Annotated in this window: 14 protein-coding genes; 7 read left to right on the top strand and 7 right to left on the bottom strand. The window is 69.5% G+C overall.

Going from position 1 to position 17464, the window contains the following annotated elements:
* Positions 1-8 precede the first annotated feature (8 nt).
* The 6 genes from ACQ5DX_RS14120 to ACQ5DX_RS14145 all read right to left on the bottom strand — a co-directional run bounded on the left by ACQ5DX_RS14120 (position 9) and on the right by ACQ5DX_RS14145 (position 8421).
* Positions 9-341 (bottom strand): DUF4233 domain-containing protein, encoded by a 333-nt coding sequence (locus ACQ5DX_RS14120; protein WP_430335660.1) that lies wholly within the window; start codon positions 339-341, stop codon positions 9-11.
* Positions 342-424: 83 nt separating this feature from the next.
* On the bottom strand, positions 425-1855 hold the full coding sequence (gene folC / locus ACQ5DX_RS14125) for a bifunctional tetrahydrofolate synthase/dihydrofolate synthase (protein ID WP_430333215.1): 1431 nt from the start codon (positions 1853-1855) through the stop codon (positions 425-427).
* A complete protein-coding gene (locus tag ACQ5DX_RS14130) occupies positions 1852-4512 on the bottom strand; it encodes a valine--tRNA ligase (protein ID WP_430333216.1) in 2661 nt (886 codons plus the stop codon). The genes folC and ACQ5DX_RS14130 overlap by 4 nt, the downstream gene beginning before the upstream one ends.
* Positions 4513-4665: 153 nt before the next feature.
* The gene (locus ACQ5DX_RS14135) at positions 4666-6705 is read right to left on the bottom strand and encodes an alpha/beta fold hydrolase (protein WP_430333217.1); all 2040 of its coding nucleotides are present in this window, start codon (positions 6703-6705) and stop codon (positions 4666-4668) included.
* Positions 6706-6768: 63 nt separating this feature from the next.
* Positions 6769-7377 carry a GNAT family N-acetyltransferase gene (locus ACQ5DX_RS14140; RefSeq protein WP_430333218.1) on the bottom strand — a complete coding sequence of 203 codons (609 nt, stop codon included), beginning with the start codon at positions 7375-7377 and terminating at the stop codon, positions 6769-6771.
* A 21-nt stretch (positions 7378-7398) separates the two neighbouring features.
* Positions 7399-8421 (bottom strand): iron-siderophore ABC transporter substrate-binding protein, encoded by a 1023-nt coding sequence (locus ACQ5DX_RS14145; protein ID WP_430333219.1) that lies wholly within the window; start codon positions 8419-8421, stop codon positions 7399-7401.
* 120 nt (positions 8422-8541) lie between these two features.
* Here ACQ5DX_RS14145 and ACQ5DX_RS14150 point away from each other — a divergent pair, with 120 nt between their 5' ends.
* A complete protein-coding gene (locus ACQ5DX_RS14150; RefSeq protein ID WP_430333220.1) occupies positions 8542-10854 on the top strand; it encodes an FdhF/YdeP family oxidoreductase in 2313 nt (770 codons plus the stop codon).
* Entirely contained in the window at positions 10854-11678 is an 825-nt protein-coding gene (fdhD, locus tag ACQ5DX_RS14155; protein WP_430333221.1) for a formate dehydrogenase accessory sulfurtransferase FdhD, read from the top strand. Before ACQ5DX_RS14150 ends, fdhD begins: the two co-directional genes overlap by 1 nt.
* Before the next feature lie 54 nt (positions 11679-11732).
* On the opposite strand, the gene ACQ5DX_RS14160 is transcribed toward fdhD, so the two are convergent.
* Positions 11733-12926, bottom strand: a complete 1194-nt coding sequence (locus ACQ5DX_RS14160) for an alpha/beta hydrolase family protein (RefSeq protein WP_430335661.1) — start codon at positions 12924-12926, stop codon at positions 11733-11735.
* Positions 12927-13006: 80 nt separating this feature from the next.
* Between ACQ5DX_RS14160 and ACQ5DX_RS14165 the strand changes: the two genes are divergently transcribed.
* The 5 genes from ACQ5DX_RS14165 to dmpG all read left to right on the top strand — a co-directional run bounded on the left by ACQ5DX_RS14165 (position 13007) and on the right by dmpG (position 17368).
* Positions 13007-13645, top strand: a complete 639-nt coding sequence (locus ACQ5DX_RS14165; protein WP_430333222.1) for a TetR family transcriptional regulator — start codon at positions 13007-13009, stop codon at positions 13643-13645.
* 4 nt (positions 13646-13649) lie between these two features.
* Complete coding sequence (locus ACQ5DX_RS14170; RefSeq protein WP_430333223.1) at positions 13650-14432, top strand: IclR family transcriptional regulator; 783 nt, start codon at positions 13650-13652, stop codon at positions 14430-14432.
* A gap of 100 nt (positions 14433-14532) precedes the next feature.
* Positions 14533-15348, top strand: a complete 816-nt coding sequence (locus ACQ5DX_RS14175; RefSeq protein WP_430333224.1) for a 2-keto-4-pentenoate hydratase — start codon at positions 14533-14535, stop codon at positions 15346-15348.
* A complete protein-coding gene (locus ACQ5DX_RS14180) occupies positions 15345-16337 on the top strand; it encodes an acetaldehyde dehydrogenase (acetylating) (protein WP_430333225.1) in 993 nt (330 codons plus the stop codon). Before ACQ5DX_RS14175 ends, ACQ5DX_RS14180 begins: the two co-directional genes overlap by 4 nt.
* A gap of 2 nt (positions 16338-16339) precedes the next feature.
* Positions 16340-17368: a 4-hydroxy-2-oxovalerate aldolase gene (gene dmpG, locus ACQ5DX_RS14185; RefSeq protein ID WP_430333226.1), complete on the top strand. Its 1029-nt coding sequence runs from the start codon at positions 16340-16342 to the stop codon at positions 17366-17368.
* The last annotated feature ends 96 nt before the right edge of the window (positions 17369-17464 follow it).

Consider the following 17464-nt stretch of genomic DNA (forward strand, 5'->3'; position numbering starts at 1 on the left):
CTAGACGGTCAGTCTCGTTGCCCAGGCAGCAGACCCCGCTCGATCCGACGAGCGATGTCCTTGCGGAGGTAGACGATGTAGAGCCACACCGCCCCGAAGAGCAGACCGATGACGCCGAGCGCCGTGTCCACGAAGAAACCGAGGATCGTGAGCACCTGCAGCGTCAGGTTGAACTTCATCGCCCACGGACGCCCCTGCATGCCGGCACCGAGGATCATCAGCAGCGCCAGGACACAGATGTAGGTACCGGAGAACCACGTCAGTCCCGACGTGTTGACGACGGCCACCACCGGCAGCGCGAGCAACACGACGATCGCCTCGAGGACGAGGGTTCCCGCCATCACACCGCGGAATCCCTTCCACGGATCGTTCGCCGGCGGGCGGAACTCGGACTCGGGGTTCTCGGGGGTTTCCGGGGTCTCGCTCACGCGGGGTCCTTTCCGAACAGGGATCGGGCGACGCCCGCGGTCACGACCGAACCGGTGACCACGACGCCCGCTCCCGATACTGCCTCGCCGGGTTCGGCGACTTCCTCCGCCAACCCGATCGCTGTCTCGAGTGCGTCGGCCAGGGTGGGGGCGACCACGACCCGCTCGTCGCCGAAGCGGGCCACCGCACGATTCGCCAGGTCCTCGACGTCCATCGCCCGCGGCGATCCGTTGTGGGTGACGACGATCTCGTCGAAGACGGGTTCGAGCGCAGTGAGGATGCCGTCGACATCTTTGTCCCCCATGACGCTGACGACACCGACGAGCTTGCGGAAGTCGAACTCCGCGGACAGCGCGGCGGCGAGCGCCTGCGCCCCGTGCGGGTTGTGCGCGGCGTCGAGGAAGACGGTCGGCGCGTTGCGGACCCGCTCGAGGCGTCCGGGGTTGACGACCGACGCGAAGCCTGCGCGGATCGCGTCGGCGTCGAGCTGACGATCGGGGCCGGCTCCGAAGAAGGCCTCGACCGCCGCGAGCGCCAGGGAGGCGTTGCGCGCCTGATGCTCACCGTGCAGCGGCAGGAAGATGTCCTCGTACACGCCACCGAGACCCTGCAGTTCGAGCTGCTGGCCACCGATCGCGATCTGCCGGCGCAGGACCCTGAACTCGGATCCCTCCCGGGCCACCGCGGCGTCGACCTCGACTGCCCGCCGCAACAGCACGTCCATCACCTCGGGCGCCTGCTCGGCGAGGATCGCGACGGTGTCGACCGGCGCGACGCCCTCGACTCCGCTCTCGCGCCCCTTCTTGATGATCCCGGCCTTCTCCCCCGCGATCGACGCGAGGTCGGGGCCGAGATAGTCGACGTGATCGAGGCCGATCGGGGTGATGACCGACACCTGCGCGTCGATGACGTTGGTGGCGTCCCACTTGCCGCCGAGACCGGTCTCGACGATCGCAACGTCGACCGGCGCCTCGGCGAAGGCGGCATACGCCATCGCCGTGGTGACCTCGAACTTGCTCATCGCGGGGCCGCCGGCGGCCTCGGACTGCCGGTCGATCATCAGGATGTACGGCTCGAGCTCACGGTAGGTGTCGACGTAGGTGCGCACCGAGATCGGGGATCCGTCGATGCTGATGCGCTCGGTCGCCAACTGCAGGTGCGGACTCGTGGTCCGGCCGGTTCGGCGGTGCAGGTGGGTCATCAGCGCGTCGATCATCCGCGTCACCGACGTCTTGCCGTTGGTGCCGGCGACGTGGATGGCCGGATAGCTGTGCTGCGGCGAGCCGAGCAGATCCATCAGCGCGGAGATCCGGGTCAGCGACGGCTCGATCTTGGTCTCGGGCCACCGCTGGTCCAGCTCCGCCTCGACGAGTGCGAGTTCGGCGAGATCGACCGGGTCGGGTGCGCCCGGACGTTCGGTACTCACGCTCCGCCCAGCTCCTTCAGACGTGCCGACATACGAGCGATCTCCTCCTGCGCCACCTGCTGGCGGGCGCGGATCTTGTCGACGACCGCGTCGGGGGCCTTCGACAGGAACGCCTCGTTGGACAGCTTGGCGGTGGTGCCCGCCAGTTCCTTCTCGGCGACCGCGAGGTCCTTCTCGAGGCGCTTCTTCTCGGCGCCTAGGTCGACCGTGCCCGACGTGTCGAGCTCGACGGTGACGGTGGCCTTGCTCAGGCGCACCTCGACGGACGCGGTGGCCGCGAACGTCTCGGTCGGCTCGGTGAGCTTCGCGAGCGACGACACCGACGCCAGCTGGCTCTCGATGTCGGCGTCGGCGGCACCGGACAGGCGTGCGGCCACCTTCTGCGACGGCTTGAGCCCCTGGTCGCTGCGGAAGCGGCGGACCTCGGTGATGAGCTTCTGCATGTCCTCGACTCGCTGGGCCGCGACGGGATCCGCAGCGACATCGGTGGCACGCGGCCACTCGGCGACCACGACGGAGTCACCACCGGTGAGCACCTTCCACAGCGTCTCGGTGACGAACGGGATGACCGGGTGCAGCATCCGCAGCAGGGTGTCGAGGACGTTGCCCAGGACGGCCTTCGTGCCGTCGGCGTTTGCCGAGCCGTCCGCCAGCTGCACCTTGGCGAGCTCGAGGTACCAGTCGCAGACCTCGTCCCACGCGAAGTGGTACAGCGCCTCGCAGGCCTTGGAGAACTCGAACCGTTCGAACGCCTCGTCGACCTCGGTGCGGACCTGCTCGAGGCGGTCGAGGATCCAGCGGTCGGCGTCGGTGAGCTGGTCGCGGGCCGGCAGGTCGGCGACGACGGCACCGTTCATCAGCGCGAACTTGGTGGCGTTGAACAGCTTGTTCGCGAAGTTGCGGGACGACTGCGCGTGGTCCTCGCCGACCGCGAGGTCGCTGCCGGGGTTGGCGCCGCGGGCGAGCGTGAAGCGCAGCGCGTCGGCGCCGAAACGGTCCACCCAGTCGAGCGGGTCGATGCCGTTGCCGCGGGACTTCGACATCTTCTTGCCGTACTGGTCACGCACCAGGCCGTGCAGGAACAGGTCCGTGAACGGAACCTTGCCGCCACCCACGGCGTCGTCGCCGGCGACGGAGGTGCCGAACATCATCATCCGGGCGACCCAGAAGAACAGGATGTCGTAGCCGGTGACGAGAACGCTTGTCGGATAGAACTTCTCGAGCTCGGGGGTCTTGTCCGGCCAACCCATCGTGGAGAACGGCCACAGGGCCGACGAGAACCACGTGTCGAGCACGTCGGGGTCCTGCTCCCAGCCCGCGGGAGCGGTCTCGTCGGGGCCGAAGCACTGGACCTCACCGTTGGGGCCGTACCAGATCGGGATGCGGTGCCCCCACCACAGCTGACGCGAGATGCACCAGTCGTGCATGTTGTCGACCCAGCCGAACCAGCGCGGCTCCTGGCTCGCCGGGTGAATCACGGTGTCGCCGTTGCGAACCGCGTCCCCGGCGGCCTTGGCGAGGGAGTCCACCTTGACCCACCACTGCATCGACAGCCGCGGCTCGATGGTCTCGCCCGAGCGCTCGGAGTGGCCGACGCTGTGCAGGTACGGGCGCTTCTCCGCGACGACGCGACCCTGCTCGGCCAGCGCCTCGCGCACCTTGACGCGGGCCTCGAAGCGGTCCATGCCGTCGAACTGCGTTCCGGTGTCGGCGATCTTGCCGGTCTTGTCCATGATCGTGGGCATCGGCAGGTTGTGCCGCACGCCCATCTCGAAGTCGTTGGGGTCGTGCGCGGGCGTGATCTTCACGGCGCCGGTGCCGAACTCGGGGTCGACGTACTCGTCGGCGATGATCGGGATCTGCCGTCCCGTGAACGGGTGCTCGAGCGTGGTGCCGACCAGGTGCTTGTAGCGCTCGTCGTCGGGGTGGACGGCGACGGCGGTGTCACCGAGCATCGTCTCGACACGCGTGGTCGCGACGATCACGTGCGGCTCGTCGTCGTTCAGCGAGCCGTAGCGCAGCGAGACGAGTTCGCCCTCGACCTCCTCGAACTTGACCTCGATGTCGGAGATCGCGGTCTGCAGCACCGGCGACCAGTTGACCAGCCGCTCGGCGCGGTAGATCAGTCCCTCGTCGTAGAGGCGCTTGAAGATCGTCTGGACGGCGCGGGACAGGCCCTCGTCCATCGTGAAGCGGTCGCGGCTCCAGTCGACGCCGTCGCCGATGCGGCGCATCTGGCCCTGGATCATGCCGCCGGACTCGCGCTTCCAGTCCCAGACCTTCTCGATGAACGCCTCGCGGCCGAAGTCTTCCTTCTTCTTGCCGTCGGCGGCGAGCTGCTTCTCGACGATCGTCTGGGTCGCGATGCCGGCGTGGTCCATGCCGGGCAGCCACAGCACCTCGTAGCCCTGCATGCGCTTGCGGCGGGTGAGCGCGTCCATCAGGGTGTGATCGAGCGCGTGACCCATGTGCAGCGAGCCGGTGACGTTCGGTGGCGGCAGCACGATCGAGTAGCCGGGCTTGTCGCTGGTCGGATCGGCGGTGAAGTAACCGGCGTCTACCCAGCCCTGGTACAAGTCGGCCTCTACCGCGCTGGGGTCCCAGCTCTTGGGGAGGGCGTCTGCGGGGTTCTGGGGAGTCTCTGGCGCACTGGTCACCCCCCAATCGTAATCAGTGGCGACGAATCGCCCCGACCCGGCTCGGGACCCCCGTTTCCCCTGCCCCTCCCCCTCGCGTTTTGTGCACTTGTCGTGTGTTCTCGGGCACCGAGATCGCGACAAGTGCGCAAAACGGGGAAAGGAAGGTGGGCGTCAGCCGAGGGTGTCGGGCAGCGGGACGTCCTGCTCGAGCACGTGCTCGGCGAGGAAGGACTCGACGACCTGGTACCAGACCTTGGCGTGCTGCGGGCTGAGCACCCAGTGGTTCTCGTCGGGGAAGTACAGGAAGCGGTGGTCGGACTTGCCCTCGGCGTCGGCGGGCAGCCCCGACTCCGACAGCAGTTCGTACCACAGGCGCAGGCCCTCCCCGATCGGCACGCGATAGTCCTTGTCGCCGTGGATGACCAGCATCGGCGTGACGATGTCGGCGACGTACAGGTGCGGTGAGTTCTCGAACGCCATCTCGGGCGTCATCTCCCGCTGCCAGTACCAGGCCGCGTCGGTGGTCGGCGCGAACTGGTCGAGCGCCCACAGGCTCGCGTGCGTGACGATCGCCTTGAACCGGTCGGTGTGGCCGGCGATCCAGTTGGCCATGTACCCGCCGAACGAGCCGCCCATCGCGGCGGTGCGCTTCGCGTCGATCTCGGGCAGCGCGACGGCCGCGTCGGTGATCGCCATCAGGTCGGTGTAGGGCGCCTTGCCCCACTGCCCCCAGCCACGCTGGACGAAGTCTTGGCCGTATCCGGTCGACAGCGCCGGATCGGGCAACAGCACCGCGTAGCCCTTCGCGACGAGCAGCCACGGGTTCCACCGCCACGACCACGTGTTCCACGAATTGAGTGGGCCGCCGTGGACCCACAGCACCAGTGGCGCCGGCGTCTCGACGGACGCCTGCTCCGGCAATGCCAGCCACGCGCGCAGCGGCATGCCGTCCGCGGCCTGGCCGACGACCTCGGTGAGCCGGCCCGGCAACTCCGGCCGGTCGGACGGAGCGCGCAGTTCGGCGACGGTGCCCGCGTCGTCGCCGGTGAGCGCGATCCGGACCGGACGCGGCGGCTGCGCGTACGACGCCCGCAGCGCGTACACCGCCGAACCGTCGGGTGCGACACGCAGGTCGGTGTAGGCGGCGTCGTCGGTGGTGAGTGCGACGGGCCCGTCGCCGCGGAGCACGAAGATCGGGGCGCGGCCGTGGTCGTCGGCCGTGAGCAGCAGTCCGTCCCCGTCGGGCAGCCACGCGACGGCGGTGGGCCAGCGGTCCCACCCGGTCGCGAGGTCGTCGACCCGTCCGGTGTCGAAGATGTAGCGGTGCAGGGTGATTCGCGGGGCGTGCTCGGGATCGCCGTGCGCCTCGCGCAAATAGGCGACGCTCGTACCGTCCGGCGCGATCGCGGGGTGCGACAGGTCCGCGGCATCGTCGTCGACGAGCACGGTCTGCTCCCCCGTCGCCGTGTCGATCCGCACGAGCGCGGTCCGCCGCGTGCCGAGGACGCCGGGCACCGTCCAGGTGCTCACGACGAACGATCCGTCGTCGGCGAGTGCGTAGTCGGCGTCGCGCAGCGCCACGCCCGGCGCCAGGGTCAGGTCGTCGAGTGTCGCCTCGTCCGCGCTGTCGCTGGCGCCGGCCAGCAGGTGCGGGACGTCGGGGCCGAGGTCGTGGTCCCAGTGCCGCACCGGGTAGCCGGTGTGCAGGATCGCGCGAACCTTCTTGTCCTTGCGCTCGCCGCGGATCCGCTCGTCGTCCTCGGCGGTGCCGGACGCCCCGAGTACCCCGGAGCTCACGACGAACCGCGCGGCCGCCCGCGCGGCCCGCACCCCCGAGATGCCCCCGCCCCGCACGGCCGCCCGGGACGCCTCCCCACCGCCGGCAGGCAGCCGCCACAGCGAGTTCGGGGCGTCGTCCGACTCGTCGGGCGTGGGCCGGGACGCGGTGAACAGCAGGTCGCCGGAGGCGGTGAACGCGGCACCGGACTCGCCCTTCGAGCCCCACGTCAGCCGACGCGCGGGCCGCTCACCGGCCGGGTCCAGCTCCCACACCGCCGACACGTACTTGGTGCCGGCGTCGTCGAGCATCGACTGCGTAACGACGAGTCGCGACCCGTCCGGCGACAGCTCGAGCCCGGACAGCCGCGGCAGTGCCAGGTAGTCGTCGAGATCGTGGAACGGCGTGGCGGGGGTCTGCTGGCTCGAGGTCACCCCTGATTGGTACCACGCAGCGCCCGGCCATGACCGGTGTCACACCGGCGTCCGGGAGTCCGGTCAGCGCGGCGTGCGCCACATCTTCCACAACGTCGGGCCGCCGTTCGGAATCACGATCTCACCGGTGACCTCGAACCCGAACCGCTCGTAGTAGGGGATGTTCGCTTCCTTGCTCGATTCGAGGTACGCGGGCGCGCCCTCGGCGTCACACCGGGACAGCCGCGAGTTCATCAGCGCCTTCCCGTAGCCGCCGCCGCGCCCCGCGGACGACGTCCCGATCGTCGCCAGGTACCAGTGCGGTTCGGTCGGATGTGCGGACTCGAGCGCCTGCGACACCTCCGCGCCCACGCGCAGGTACCGGCCCAGCGCGAACGCGACCGACGGCAGGCTCAACCAAGAGTTCAGCCTCGACTGCTTCCACCGCCCCGGCGGATCCCACAACGCCCCGCCGACCGCGACGCCGGCATCCGACTGCGCCAGTTCCGCTCCCCCGCCCGCGAGGTGGTGATAGCGGATCTCGGAGGTGAACATCCGGGTCAGACCCGCGGGCCGCCTGGCGGCGTCCGGCAGGATCCAGCACATCACCGGATCGTCGTCGAACGCCTCCGCGAGCGCCTGCGAGAGAGCAGGAATATCCGATCGGGTCACTGGCCGCACGACGACTCCCATGACCGCGAGCGTACCGATCGATCAGGACAACAACGGCGCGATGCGCGGCGGGATCTGCTGCAGCGCGTACGGCAGGCTCAGCACCGTGCTCCAGGTCATAGCCTCGGCGGCCTCGTCCTCGAGGATGATGGCGCGACCGTCCTTGACGACGTCGAGCGTCTGGTAGACCGGGGTCTTGTCGAGCTCGGCCCGCAGCTTGTCGCCGAATCCGCCGCCCGCGTACCAGACCAGCAGATCGACGTCGGCGAGCGAGAGCTGCTCGGTGCTGATCTCCGCAAAGTTGGTCTTCCGGAGCTGGTCCGCGACAGGAGGATTCACGAATCCGAGATCGGTGAAGAACCGCACCTTCGGATCGTCCGGGCCGTACACACCGAACTGGCCGGGACCCTTGAGCGCGCCCACCAGCACCGTCTTGCCCGCGAACATCGGGTTGGCCGCGGCGGTGTCCGCGAACTGCTTCTCGAGGTCCGACACCAGTCCCGAAGCGCGGTCCTGCTCGCCGAGCGCCGCACCGAGGATCGTCGTCTGGTCCTGCCAGCGCACGCCGTAGTCGGCCACGCCGGCCGGCTGCGCGACGGTCGGCGCGAGCGCCGCGAGCTTGTCGTACTGCGCCTGGGTCAGGCCCGAGTAGGTGCCGACGACCAGGTCCGGTCCGGCGGTGGCGACCTTCTCGACGTCGATTCCGGTGCTCGCGCTGCCGATGATCACCGGCTTCGCGTCACCGAGCAGACCCTGCGCCCACGGCCACACCGCGTACGGGTATTCGCCGTACCAGTCGAACACGCCGACCGGAACCGCGCCGAGCGCGAGCAGGGCGTCCTGGTCGTTGTAGCCGACGCTCACCACCCGCTGCGGATCGGCGGGCACCGTGGTCCCTCCGTACTTGTGCGCGAGGGTCGCACCGTCGGCGCCGTCGGCGCCGGCCGAGCCGCCGTCACCCGAGCCGCTGCTACACGCGGCGGCGAACGCGAGCAGCGCACCGGCGCTACCGATCAGGAACCCTCGGCGGGAGAATTCACCGGCTCGCGAGTGGAGATCACCCATCGTCAGGACCCTTCGTGTCGTGGTGGTGAGGCATCGGGGAAGGTAAGGCTAGCCGACCTTACCCGGACTTCGGGTGCGTCGGACCGTGCATACCCGACGCGACCGGGCCAGTATGGGTTCATGACGCGTCATGGTCCCCGCGACGACATCGACGAGAACGGCCTCGTCGTCAGCCACGCCAAGGACTACGCGGCCGGCGTGCCCGCCGTGCTCGTGTCGATGGAGCGTGCGATAGAGCAGATGGGCATCGCCCGCACCGCGCGCACGCTCACGCGCCTGAACCAGCGGCACGGCTTCGACTGCCCGGGCTGCGCCTGGCCCGAGACGCCCGGCCACCGCAAGCCCGCCGAGTTCTGCGAGAACGGCGCCAAGGCGGTCGCCGAGGAGGCGACGCTGCGGACCGTGACACCCGAGTTCTTCGCCGCGCACCCGATTTCGGAACTGGCCGGACGCACCGACTTCTGGCTCGGCCAGCAGGGCCGGCTCACGCACCCGATGGTGGTGCACCCCGGCAGCGACCACTACGAGCCGATCGCGTGGGACGACGCGTACCGACTGATCGCCGATCATCTCCACGGCCTCGACAGCCCCGACGAGGCCGTGTTCTACACGTCGGGACGCACCAGCAACGAGGCGGCGTTCCTGTACCAGTTGATGATCCGCAGCTTCGGCACCAACAACATGCCGGACTGCTCCAACATGTGCCACGAGTCGTCGGGCAGTGCGCTCACCGAGGCCATCGGCATCGGCAAGGGGTCGGTGTCGGTCCCCGACCTCGAGCAGGCCGACCTGATCCTGATCGCCGGACAGAATCCGGGCACGAACCACCCGCGCATGCTCTCGACACTCGAGAAGGCCAAGGCGAACGGGGCGCGGATCATCGCGATCAACCCGCTCCCCGAGGCGGGACTGCGCCGGTTCAAGGACCCGCAGAAGGTGGGCGGGGTGCTGGGCCACGGCGTCGAGATCGCCGACGAGTTCCTGCAGATCCGGCTGGGCGGCGACATGGCACTGTTCCAGGGGCTGGGCCGGTTGCTGCTCGAGGCCGAGGACCGCGCCCCGGGCACGGTCGTCGACCGCGGCTTCGTCGACGCCCACTGCGCCGGATTCGCCGAGTACGCGGCGCACGTCCGCACGGTCGACCTCGACACGGTCGTCGAGGCCACCGGCCTGACGCTGCGACAGCTCGAGGACACCGCCCGCGCGCTGATCGCGTCGGAGCGGACGGTCGCGTGCTGGGCGATGGGGCTGACGCAGCAGGCGCACGCCGTGGCGACCATCCAGGAGATCGTGAACGTGCTGCTGATGCGCGGCATGATGGGCAAGCCCGGCGCCGGCGTGTGCCCGGTCCGCGGCCACTCCAACGTCCAGGGGGACCGGACGATGGGCATCTGGGAGAAGATGCCGGAAGAGTTCCTCGCCGCCCTCGACGCCGAGTTCTCCATCGAGAGCCCCCGCCGCCACGGCTGGGACACCGTGGACGCGATCCGCGCGATGCGCGACGGCCGCGCGCGGGTGTTCGTGGCGATGGGCGGCAACTTCGTCTCCGCGACCCCCGACACCGCCACCACGGAACAGGCCCTGCGCAACTGCGAACTGACGGTGCAGGTCTCGACCAAGCTCAACCGCAGCCACGTCGTGCACGGCGGCACCGCGCTCATCCTGCCGACCCTGGGCCGCACCGACCTCGACGTCCAAGCCACCGGGAAACAGCTTGTGTCGGTGGAGGATTCGATGTCCATGGTGCACCTGTCGAGGGGCCGGTTGACACCGGTGAGCGAGCACCTGCGCAGCGAGGTCGCGATCGTCTGCCAGCTCGCGCGCGAACTGCTCGGCAGCGTCCACCCCGTGCCGTGGGCGAAGTTCGAGGGCGACTACGACCTGATCCGGGACTCGATCTCGCGCGTCGTGCCGGGCTGCGAGGACTACAACACCCGCGTCCGGCGACCCGACGGGTTCCAACTGCCGCACCCGCCGCGCGATGCCCGGGAGTTCCGCACCCACACCGGAAAGGCCAACTTCGCGGTCAACCCGCTCGAGTGGGTGCCCACCCCGCCCGGACGGGTGATCCTGCAGACGCTGCGCAGCCACGACCAGTACAACACCACCATCTACGGTCTCGACGACCGGTACCGCGGCGTCAAGAACGGGCGCAAGGTGGTGTTCGTCAACGCCGCCGACATCACCGACCTGGGGCTGTCCGACGGCCAACTCGTCGACGTGGTGTCCGAGTGGGGCGCCGCGGACGGCAGCATCGAGGAGCGCCGGGTGCACGACTTCCGTGTGGTCGCGTACAACACGCCCCGCGGGAACGCGGCCGCGTACTACCCGGAGACCAATCCCCTCGTGCCGCTCGACCACGTGGCCGCCACGTCGAACACGCCGGTGTCGAAGGCGATCGTCGTGCGCCTCGAACCCGCCGGGGGCCACTGATGGGCCGCGTCACCGCCCGCCGGCCGGTGCTGCGGATCACCCCGGACGGAACCCGTCGCCGCCCCGACACTTTGGCCGTGGAGGAACCGCTCGAGATCCGGCTGCGCGGACGCTCGCTCACCGTCACGATGCGCACGCCCGGCAACGACATCGACCTGGTCCACGGCTTCCTGCTGACCGAGGGGATCATCCACGACCCGGACGACGTCGAGGTCGTCCGCTACTGCGACGGCGTCGACAGCGACGGCGCGAACACCTACAACGTCCTCGACGTCCAGCTCGCCGCGGGGGTTCCCGATCCGGGCAACCGCGGTCGGCGCGAGTTCCTGACGACCTCGGCGTGCGGCGTGTGCGGGAAGGCGTCCCTCGACGAGGTCGCGGTCCGCAGCCGCTTCACGCTGTCCGACAACGCCCTCGAGGTCACCGCCGCGACGCTGTCGTCGATGCCGCCGACGCTGCGCCGCGGCCAGCGGGTGTTCGACGCCACCGGCGGCCTGCACGCGGCCGGACTGTTCACCGCCGACGGCGCGCTGCTCGCGCTGCGCGAGGACGTCGGACGGCACAACGCTGTCGACAAGGTCCTCGGATGGGCACTCACCCAGCGCCGGATCCCGCTGTCCGACGCGGTCCTCGTCGTCAGCGGGCGGGCGTCGTTCGAACTGGCGCAGAAGGCCACGATGGCGGGGATCCCGGTCCTCGGGGCGGTGTCGGCACCGTCGTCGCTCGCGGTCGACCTGGCCCGCGATCGCGGCATGACGCTGGTCGGGTTCCTGCGCGGCGAGACCATGAACGTCTACTCCGGGGAGCACCGCATCAAAGCCTGACGGCTCGGCGCAGGCCGGGGCGACGACGGTGCCGTCCGAACTCCTCGGGCCGTTCTAGCAGAGACCCGACGGCGTCTCCCCCGCCTGCAACGCGCGGAAGAACTGCTCGGCGTCGTCGAACGACTGCGGCACCGCGGAGCGGTGGTCGGCGCCCTCGTACGTCTTGTACCCGACCTCGGACCCGTTGCCGCACAGCGACTGCACCAGCGCCTTGCTGCCGGGCTCGGCGATGAGCGCGTCGGCGGTGCCCTGAAGCACCAGGGTCGGCACCGTGAGCGTCAACTGCCCGGGCGACTGCTTCTTCAGGTAGGTCACGAGCTTGCCGATGTCGGCGCCGGGCGCGAACGCCTTGTCGACGGGCACGGATCCGATGACGTCGCGGATCTGGGCGACGCACCCGTTGCGGGCCGCGGTGAGCAGCGGCTTCGACTCCGGGGTGACGTACGAGTCGGCGTCGATCGACGGATCGGCGGCCTCCGCTCCCAGCAGGATCAGTGGCAGGAAGGCCAGCGCCGGAGCCACCTCGGGCGTTCCGGCCGCAAGGTACTGCGGGGTGGCGCTGGTGTCGTTGCCCGGGGCGATCGCGACCGCACCGCGCAGGTCCAGTTCGGGCGCGCGCTCGGCACCGTGGGCCGCCGCGAACAGCGTCGCGTGCCCGCCCTGGCTGTGGCCCATCGCGTACCAGTGATTGCTGATCGAGTCGTCCAGTGCCCGGCTCGCGCGCACGATGTCGACCACCGCGTTCGCCTCCGTCCCGCCATCCATGTACGGGTGGCCGCCCGGCGTCCCCATGCCGACGTAGTCGGTCTGTACGACGACGTAGCCGTCGGCGACGTAGCGGTCCAGCGTGAGATCGACACCACCGAGGTAGTCGTGGGCTGGTCCGTCGGCGGTGTCGTTCGACGGCGCGCAGATGTCGGAGACACCGGTGGTGCCATGCGCCCAGCTGATCACCGGCCATCCGCCTTCCGGTGCGGTCGCCCGCGGGATCGAGACAGTGCCCGAAACGACGACCGGCCCACCCTGCGCATTCTGCGACACGTAGGTGACGAGTTCGCTCCGGCCGGCGCTGGGCAGCACCGGCGCGCCGCGCAATTCCTGACTCGACAGCAGTTGGCCGGGCTCGAGCCCGACGGCCCGGTCCGTCTCCGACTCCCCATTGCTGCAGCCCGCGGCCACCAACGCGACCGCCGTGGCCGCGACGGCGGTGAAGACACCCGCACGCCGGGCACCGCCGTTGTTCGTCAGCGAGAACACTCTGAACACCTCCGAAATTAAGATACATGTCTCAGGTCGGAGAACATAGCGCATTCAGTACCCTTGCCGACATGAACGCCCCGAACGGTCGCGAAACGATCCTCCACGTTGCCGAACGCCTCATCGCCGAGCGCGGACTGCACGGGGTATCGGCCCGGGAGATCGTGAGAACCGCTGGGCAGCGCAATAATTCGGCCATCACCTACCATTTCGGATCCTGGGACGGCCTGCTCGAGGCGGTGTGGCTGGCCCACATCGGCAACATCAACACGCTGCGCACCGAGATGCTGGACGCGATCGCCGTCGACACCCCGGACCGACTCGCCGCACTCGTCGGCGCCTACATCCACCCCTTCGTCGCAGAGGTCGCAGCCCACCAACCGTCCTACTGGGCGCGGTTCAACGAGCAGTGGCTGACCGGCGTGCACATGGACTTCGTCACCCGGCCGACGTCGCTGGTGCCCGACGATCCGAAGTACCCGAGGGTCGGCGGCATGACCCTGCTCAAGGAACTGCTCGCGAACATCGGGGCCCAACTCACCCACATCGACGAGAGCCTGCGCGCCCGCCGCGTCGCCCTCATGGCCCGGTTCGTGGTGGCCGGGATGGCGTCGTGGGAACGCGAGGCCACGACCGGCACCACCCTCGATCTCGGGTCGTTCGAGGACGAACTGACCACCCTCTCGATCGCGCTGCTGCGCGCCCCGTGATCCCATGACCGACTCGTCGCAATCCGATCGGCAGATCCCGAACACCGTGCTGGGCAAGGTCGTCACGGTCCTCGACGCCTTCACCGCCGACGACCACTGGGTCGGTTTCACCGAACTCGTCCACCGCACCGGCCTGAACAAGACGACGCTGCATCGACTGCTCGCCGAACTGGTCGCGACCCGGCTGATCGATCGCTCCGCCGCCGGCTACCGCCTGGGCCGGCACCTGTTCGAGCTGGGGATGCGCGCGTCGGTGGAGCGGGGTCTGATCGAGGTCGCCACCCCGTTCCTCGAGGACCTCCGCGAGCGCACCCGCGAAACCGTCCATCTCGGCGTCCTCGAGGGCGACGAGGTGGTGTACGTCGCCAAGATCGGCGGCCACCGACAGGCCGAGTCGCCGTCCCGCATCGGTGGACGAATGCCGTTGTACTGCACGGCGATCGGCAAGGCCATGCTCGCGCATTCCCCGAACGAGCTGAAGGCCCGCACGCTCGCCGGCCCCCTGCCGCGCCGGACGCCCCGCACCATCACGACACCGGGCCTGCTCGCCCGGCAACTGGACTCCGTCGTCGAGTCGGGCGTGTCGTTCGAGTACGAGGAGTCCGCCGTCGGCATCGTCTGTGTCGCCGCCGCGATCCTCGACGCCGACGACCGACCGATCGCCGGGGTCAGCGTGACCGGGCCCGCCACCCGCTTCCGCCCCGAGGCCCACACCAACCAGGTCCGGGCCGCGGCCGCGGGTATCGCGGCAACTCTCGCTCGGCGGGACAACTTGCGGCAGGACTAGGCGCCAACAGGTAGGTTTCGCTCAGCGAAACTGAATGCTCGCGTTGGACGGCGACCGTCCAGCACAGTCCTTACAAGCACAACCCACGACAAGGACATCCATGCCTGACACCGAAACCACGATCTCCGAAGAGGCGATCACCCAGGCCGCGACGCGTCTGGCGACCGCCGCCAAGACCGGCGTCGCGTGCGCGCCGATCAACGACCTCATCGGCCCCTCCGACATCGGCGTCGCCTACCGCGTTCAGCAGAAGCTGATCGACTGGCAGATCGCAGACGGCGCCGTCGTCGTCGGCCGCAAGATCGGCGCGACCTCGCTGGCCGTGCAGACCCAGCTCGGCGTCGACCAGCCCGACTTCGGTGTCCTGTTCGACAACATGGACGTCTCCGACCTGGCCGAGGTGCCGACCGAGCGGATGCTCCAGCCCAAGGCCGAGGCCGAGGTGGCGTTCCGGCTCGGCGCCGACCTCGCCGAGGGTGATCTCGACCTCGACCAGATCCGCGCGGCCGTCACCGGCGCCGTCGCGGCACTGGAGCTGGTCGACAGCCGCATCGCGGACTGGAAGATCCTCATCACCGACACCGTCGCCGACAACGCCTCGTCGGGCCTGTACGTGCTCGGCGACAACTGGGTGACGCTCGACGAGTTCGAGCCCAAGGACGTCGTGATGAAGATGTACGCCGACGACGAGCTCGTCTCGGAGGGCAACGGCGAAGCCTGCCTGGGCGATCCGCTGATCGCGCTGCAGTGGCTCGCCCGCACCGCCCGCGAATACGGCGAGCCGCTCCGTGCCGGCCAGGTCGTGCTCTCCGGGGCCCTGGGCCCCATGGTTCCCGCCGCGCCGGGGGTGACCATCCGCGCCGAGCTGTCCACCCTCGGCACCGTGACCGCAGTTTTCTCCCGGAAGGAATCGTGACAATCGTGACGAACAACGCTGATTCGAAGAAGATTCGGGTCGCCATCATCGGGCCGGGCAACATCGGCACCGACCTGATGATCAAGGTCCTGAACAAGTCCGACGTGCTCGAGATGGGTGCCATGGTCGGCATCGATCCCACGTCCGACGGCCTCGCCCGCGCGGAGCGCATGGGCGTGCCCACCACGTCGGAGGGCGTCGACGGCCTCATCGCGCTGGACGGCTTCGACCAGATCGACATCGTCCTCGATGCGACCTCCGCCAAGGCGCACGTCGCCAACTGCGAGAAGCTCGCGCCGTTCGGCAAGAAGATCATCGACCTCACCCCGGCCGCGATCGGCCCGTTCGTGGTGCCGCCGGTGAACCTCGAGGAGCACCTCGACGAGGATCTCGACAACCTCAACATGGTCACCTGCGGTGGCCAGGCCACCATCCCGATGGTCGCCGCCATCTCCGCGGTCACCCCAGTCCCCTACGCCGAGATCGTGGCGTCGATCTCCTCGAAGTCGGCCGGCCCCGGCACCCGCGCCAACATCGACGAGTTCACCGAAACCACGTCGAACGCCATCCAGCAGGTCGGCGGCGCCGGCCGCGGCAAAGCGATCATCATCCTGAACCCGGCCGAGCCGCCCATGCTCATGCGTGACACGGTCCTCGCGCTGATCGGCGACGCCGACCACGAGGCGGTGCGCGCGTCGATCAAGGAGATGGCCGGCCGCGTCGCCGAGTACGTGCCCGGCTACCGCCTCAAGCAGGAGGTGCAGTTCACGCCGATCGCCGCGGACGAGCCGGTCCACACCCTGCTGCCCGAGGGCGCGGGCCCCGTCACCACCAAGGTCACCGTGTTCCTCGAGGTCGAGGGTGCGGCCGACTACCTGCCTGCGTACGCCGGCAATCTCGACATCATGACCTCGGCCGCCCAGCGCACCGCCGAGTCCATCGCGCGCCGCCTGCTCGCCGCGCGCACCAACACCCCCGCGGAGGTCTGAGCGTGTCCACCAAGATCTACATTCAGGACGTCACCCTGCGCGACGGCATGCACGCCGTCCGGCACCGGATGTCCCCGGAGAACGTGGCCCGCATCGTGACCGCGCTCGACGAGGCCGGCGTCGACGCCATCGAGGTCTCCCACGGTGACGGCATCGCCGGTGGTTCGCTCAACTACGGCCCCGGTTCGAACACCGACTGGGAGTGGATCGAGGCCGCGGCCGGTGCCGTGAAGAACGCCAAGCTCACGACGCTGCTGCTGCCGGGTATCGGCACCATCGAGGAACTCGAGCACGCCCACAAGCTGGGTGTGCAGTCGATCCGCATCGCCACGCACTGCACCGAGGCCGACGTCTCGGCCCAGCACATCGCGAAGGCCCGCGAACTCGGCATGGACGTGTCCGGCTTCCTCATGATGAGCCACATGGCCCAGCCGGAGCAGCTCGCCCAGCAGGCCAAGCTCATGGAGTCGTACGGCGCGCACTGCGTGTACGTCACCGATTCCGGCGGCCGCCTGACCATGGACGACGTCCGCGCCCGCATCAAGGCGTACCGCGACGTGCTCGACGCCGACACCCAGATCGGTATCCACGCCCACGAGAACCTGTCGCTGTCGGTGGCCAACAGTGTCGTCGCCGTCGAGAACGGCGTCTACCGCGTCGACGCCTCCCTCGCAGGCCAGGGCGCCGGCGCCGGCAACTGCCCGATCGAGGCGTTCATCGGTGTCGCCGACCTGTACGGCTGGGAGCACGGCTGCGACGTGTTCAAGCTGATGGATGCGGCCGACGACATCGTCCGCCCGCTGCAGGATCGCCCGGTCCGCGTCGACCGCGAGACCCTGACCCTCGGCTACGCCGGCGTGTACTCGAGCTTCCTGCGTCACGCCGAGAAGGCCGCCGCAGACTACGGTCTCGATGCCCGCACCATCCTGCTCGAGGTCGGCAAGCGCGGCCTCGTCGGCGGTCAGGAAGACATGATCGTCGATATCGCGCTCGATCTGCTGAGCAAGGAGACGGCTACCGCCTCCGCATGATCTGCCGGCAATGGCCGGGTCGTCCTTCGGGCGACCCGGCCATTGCCGTTCGTGGGGTCGGGTCTGGGGGCGTCGGTCGGCGCGGTGCCGTCGTGG

The organism is Rhodococcus sp. ACT016 (assembly GCF_050477185.1).
In the GTDB taxonomy this organism is placed as follows: Bacteria; Actinomycetota; Actinomycetes; order Mycobacteriales; family Mycobacteriaceae; genus Prescottella.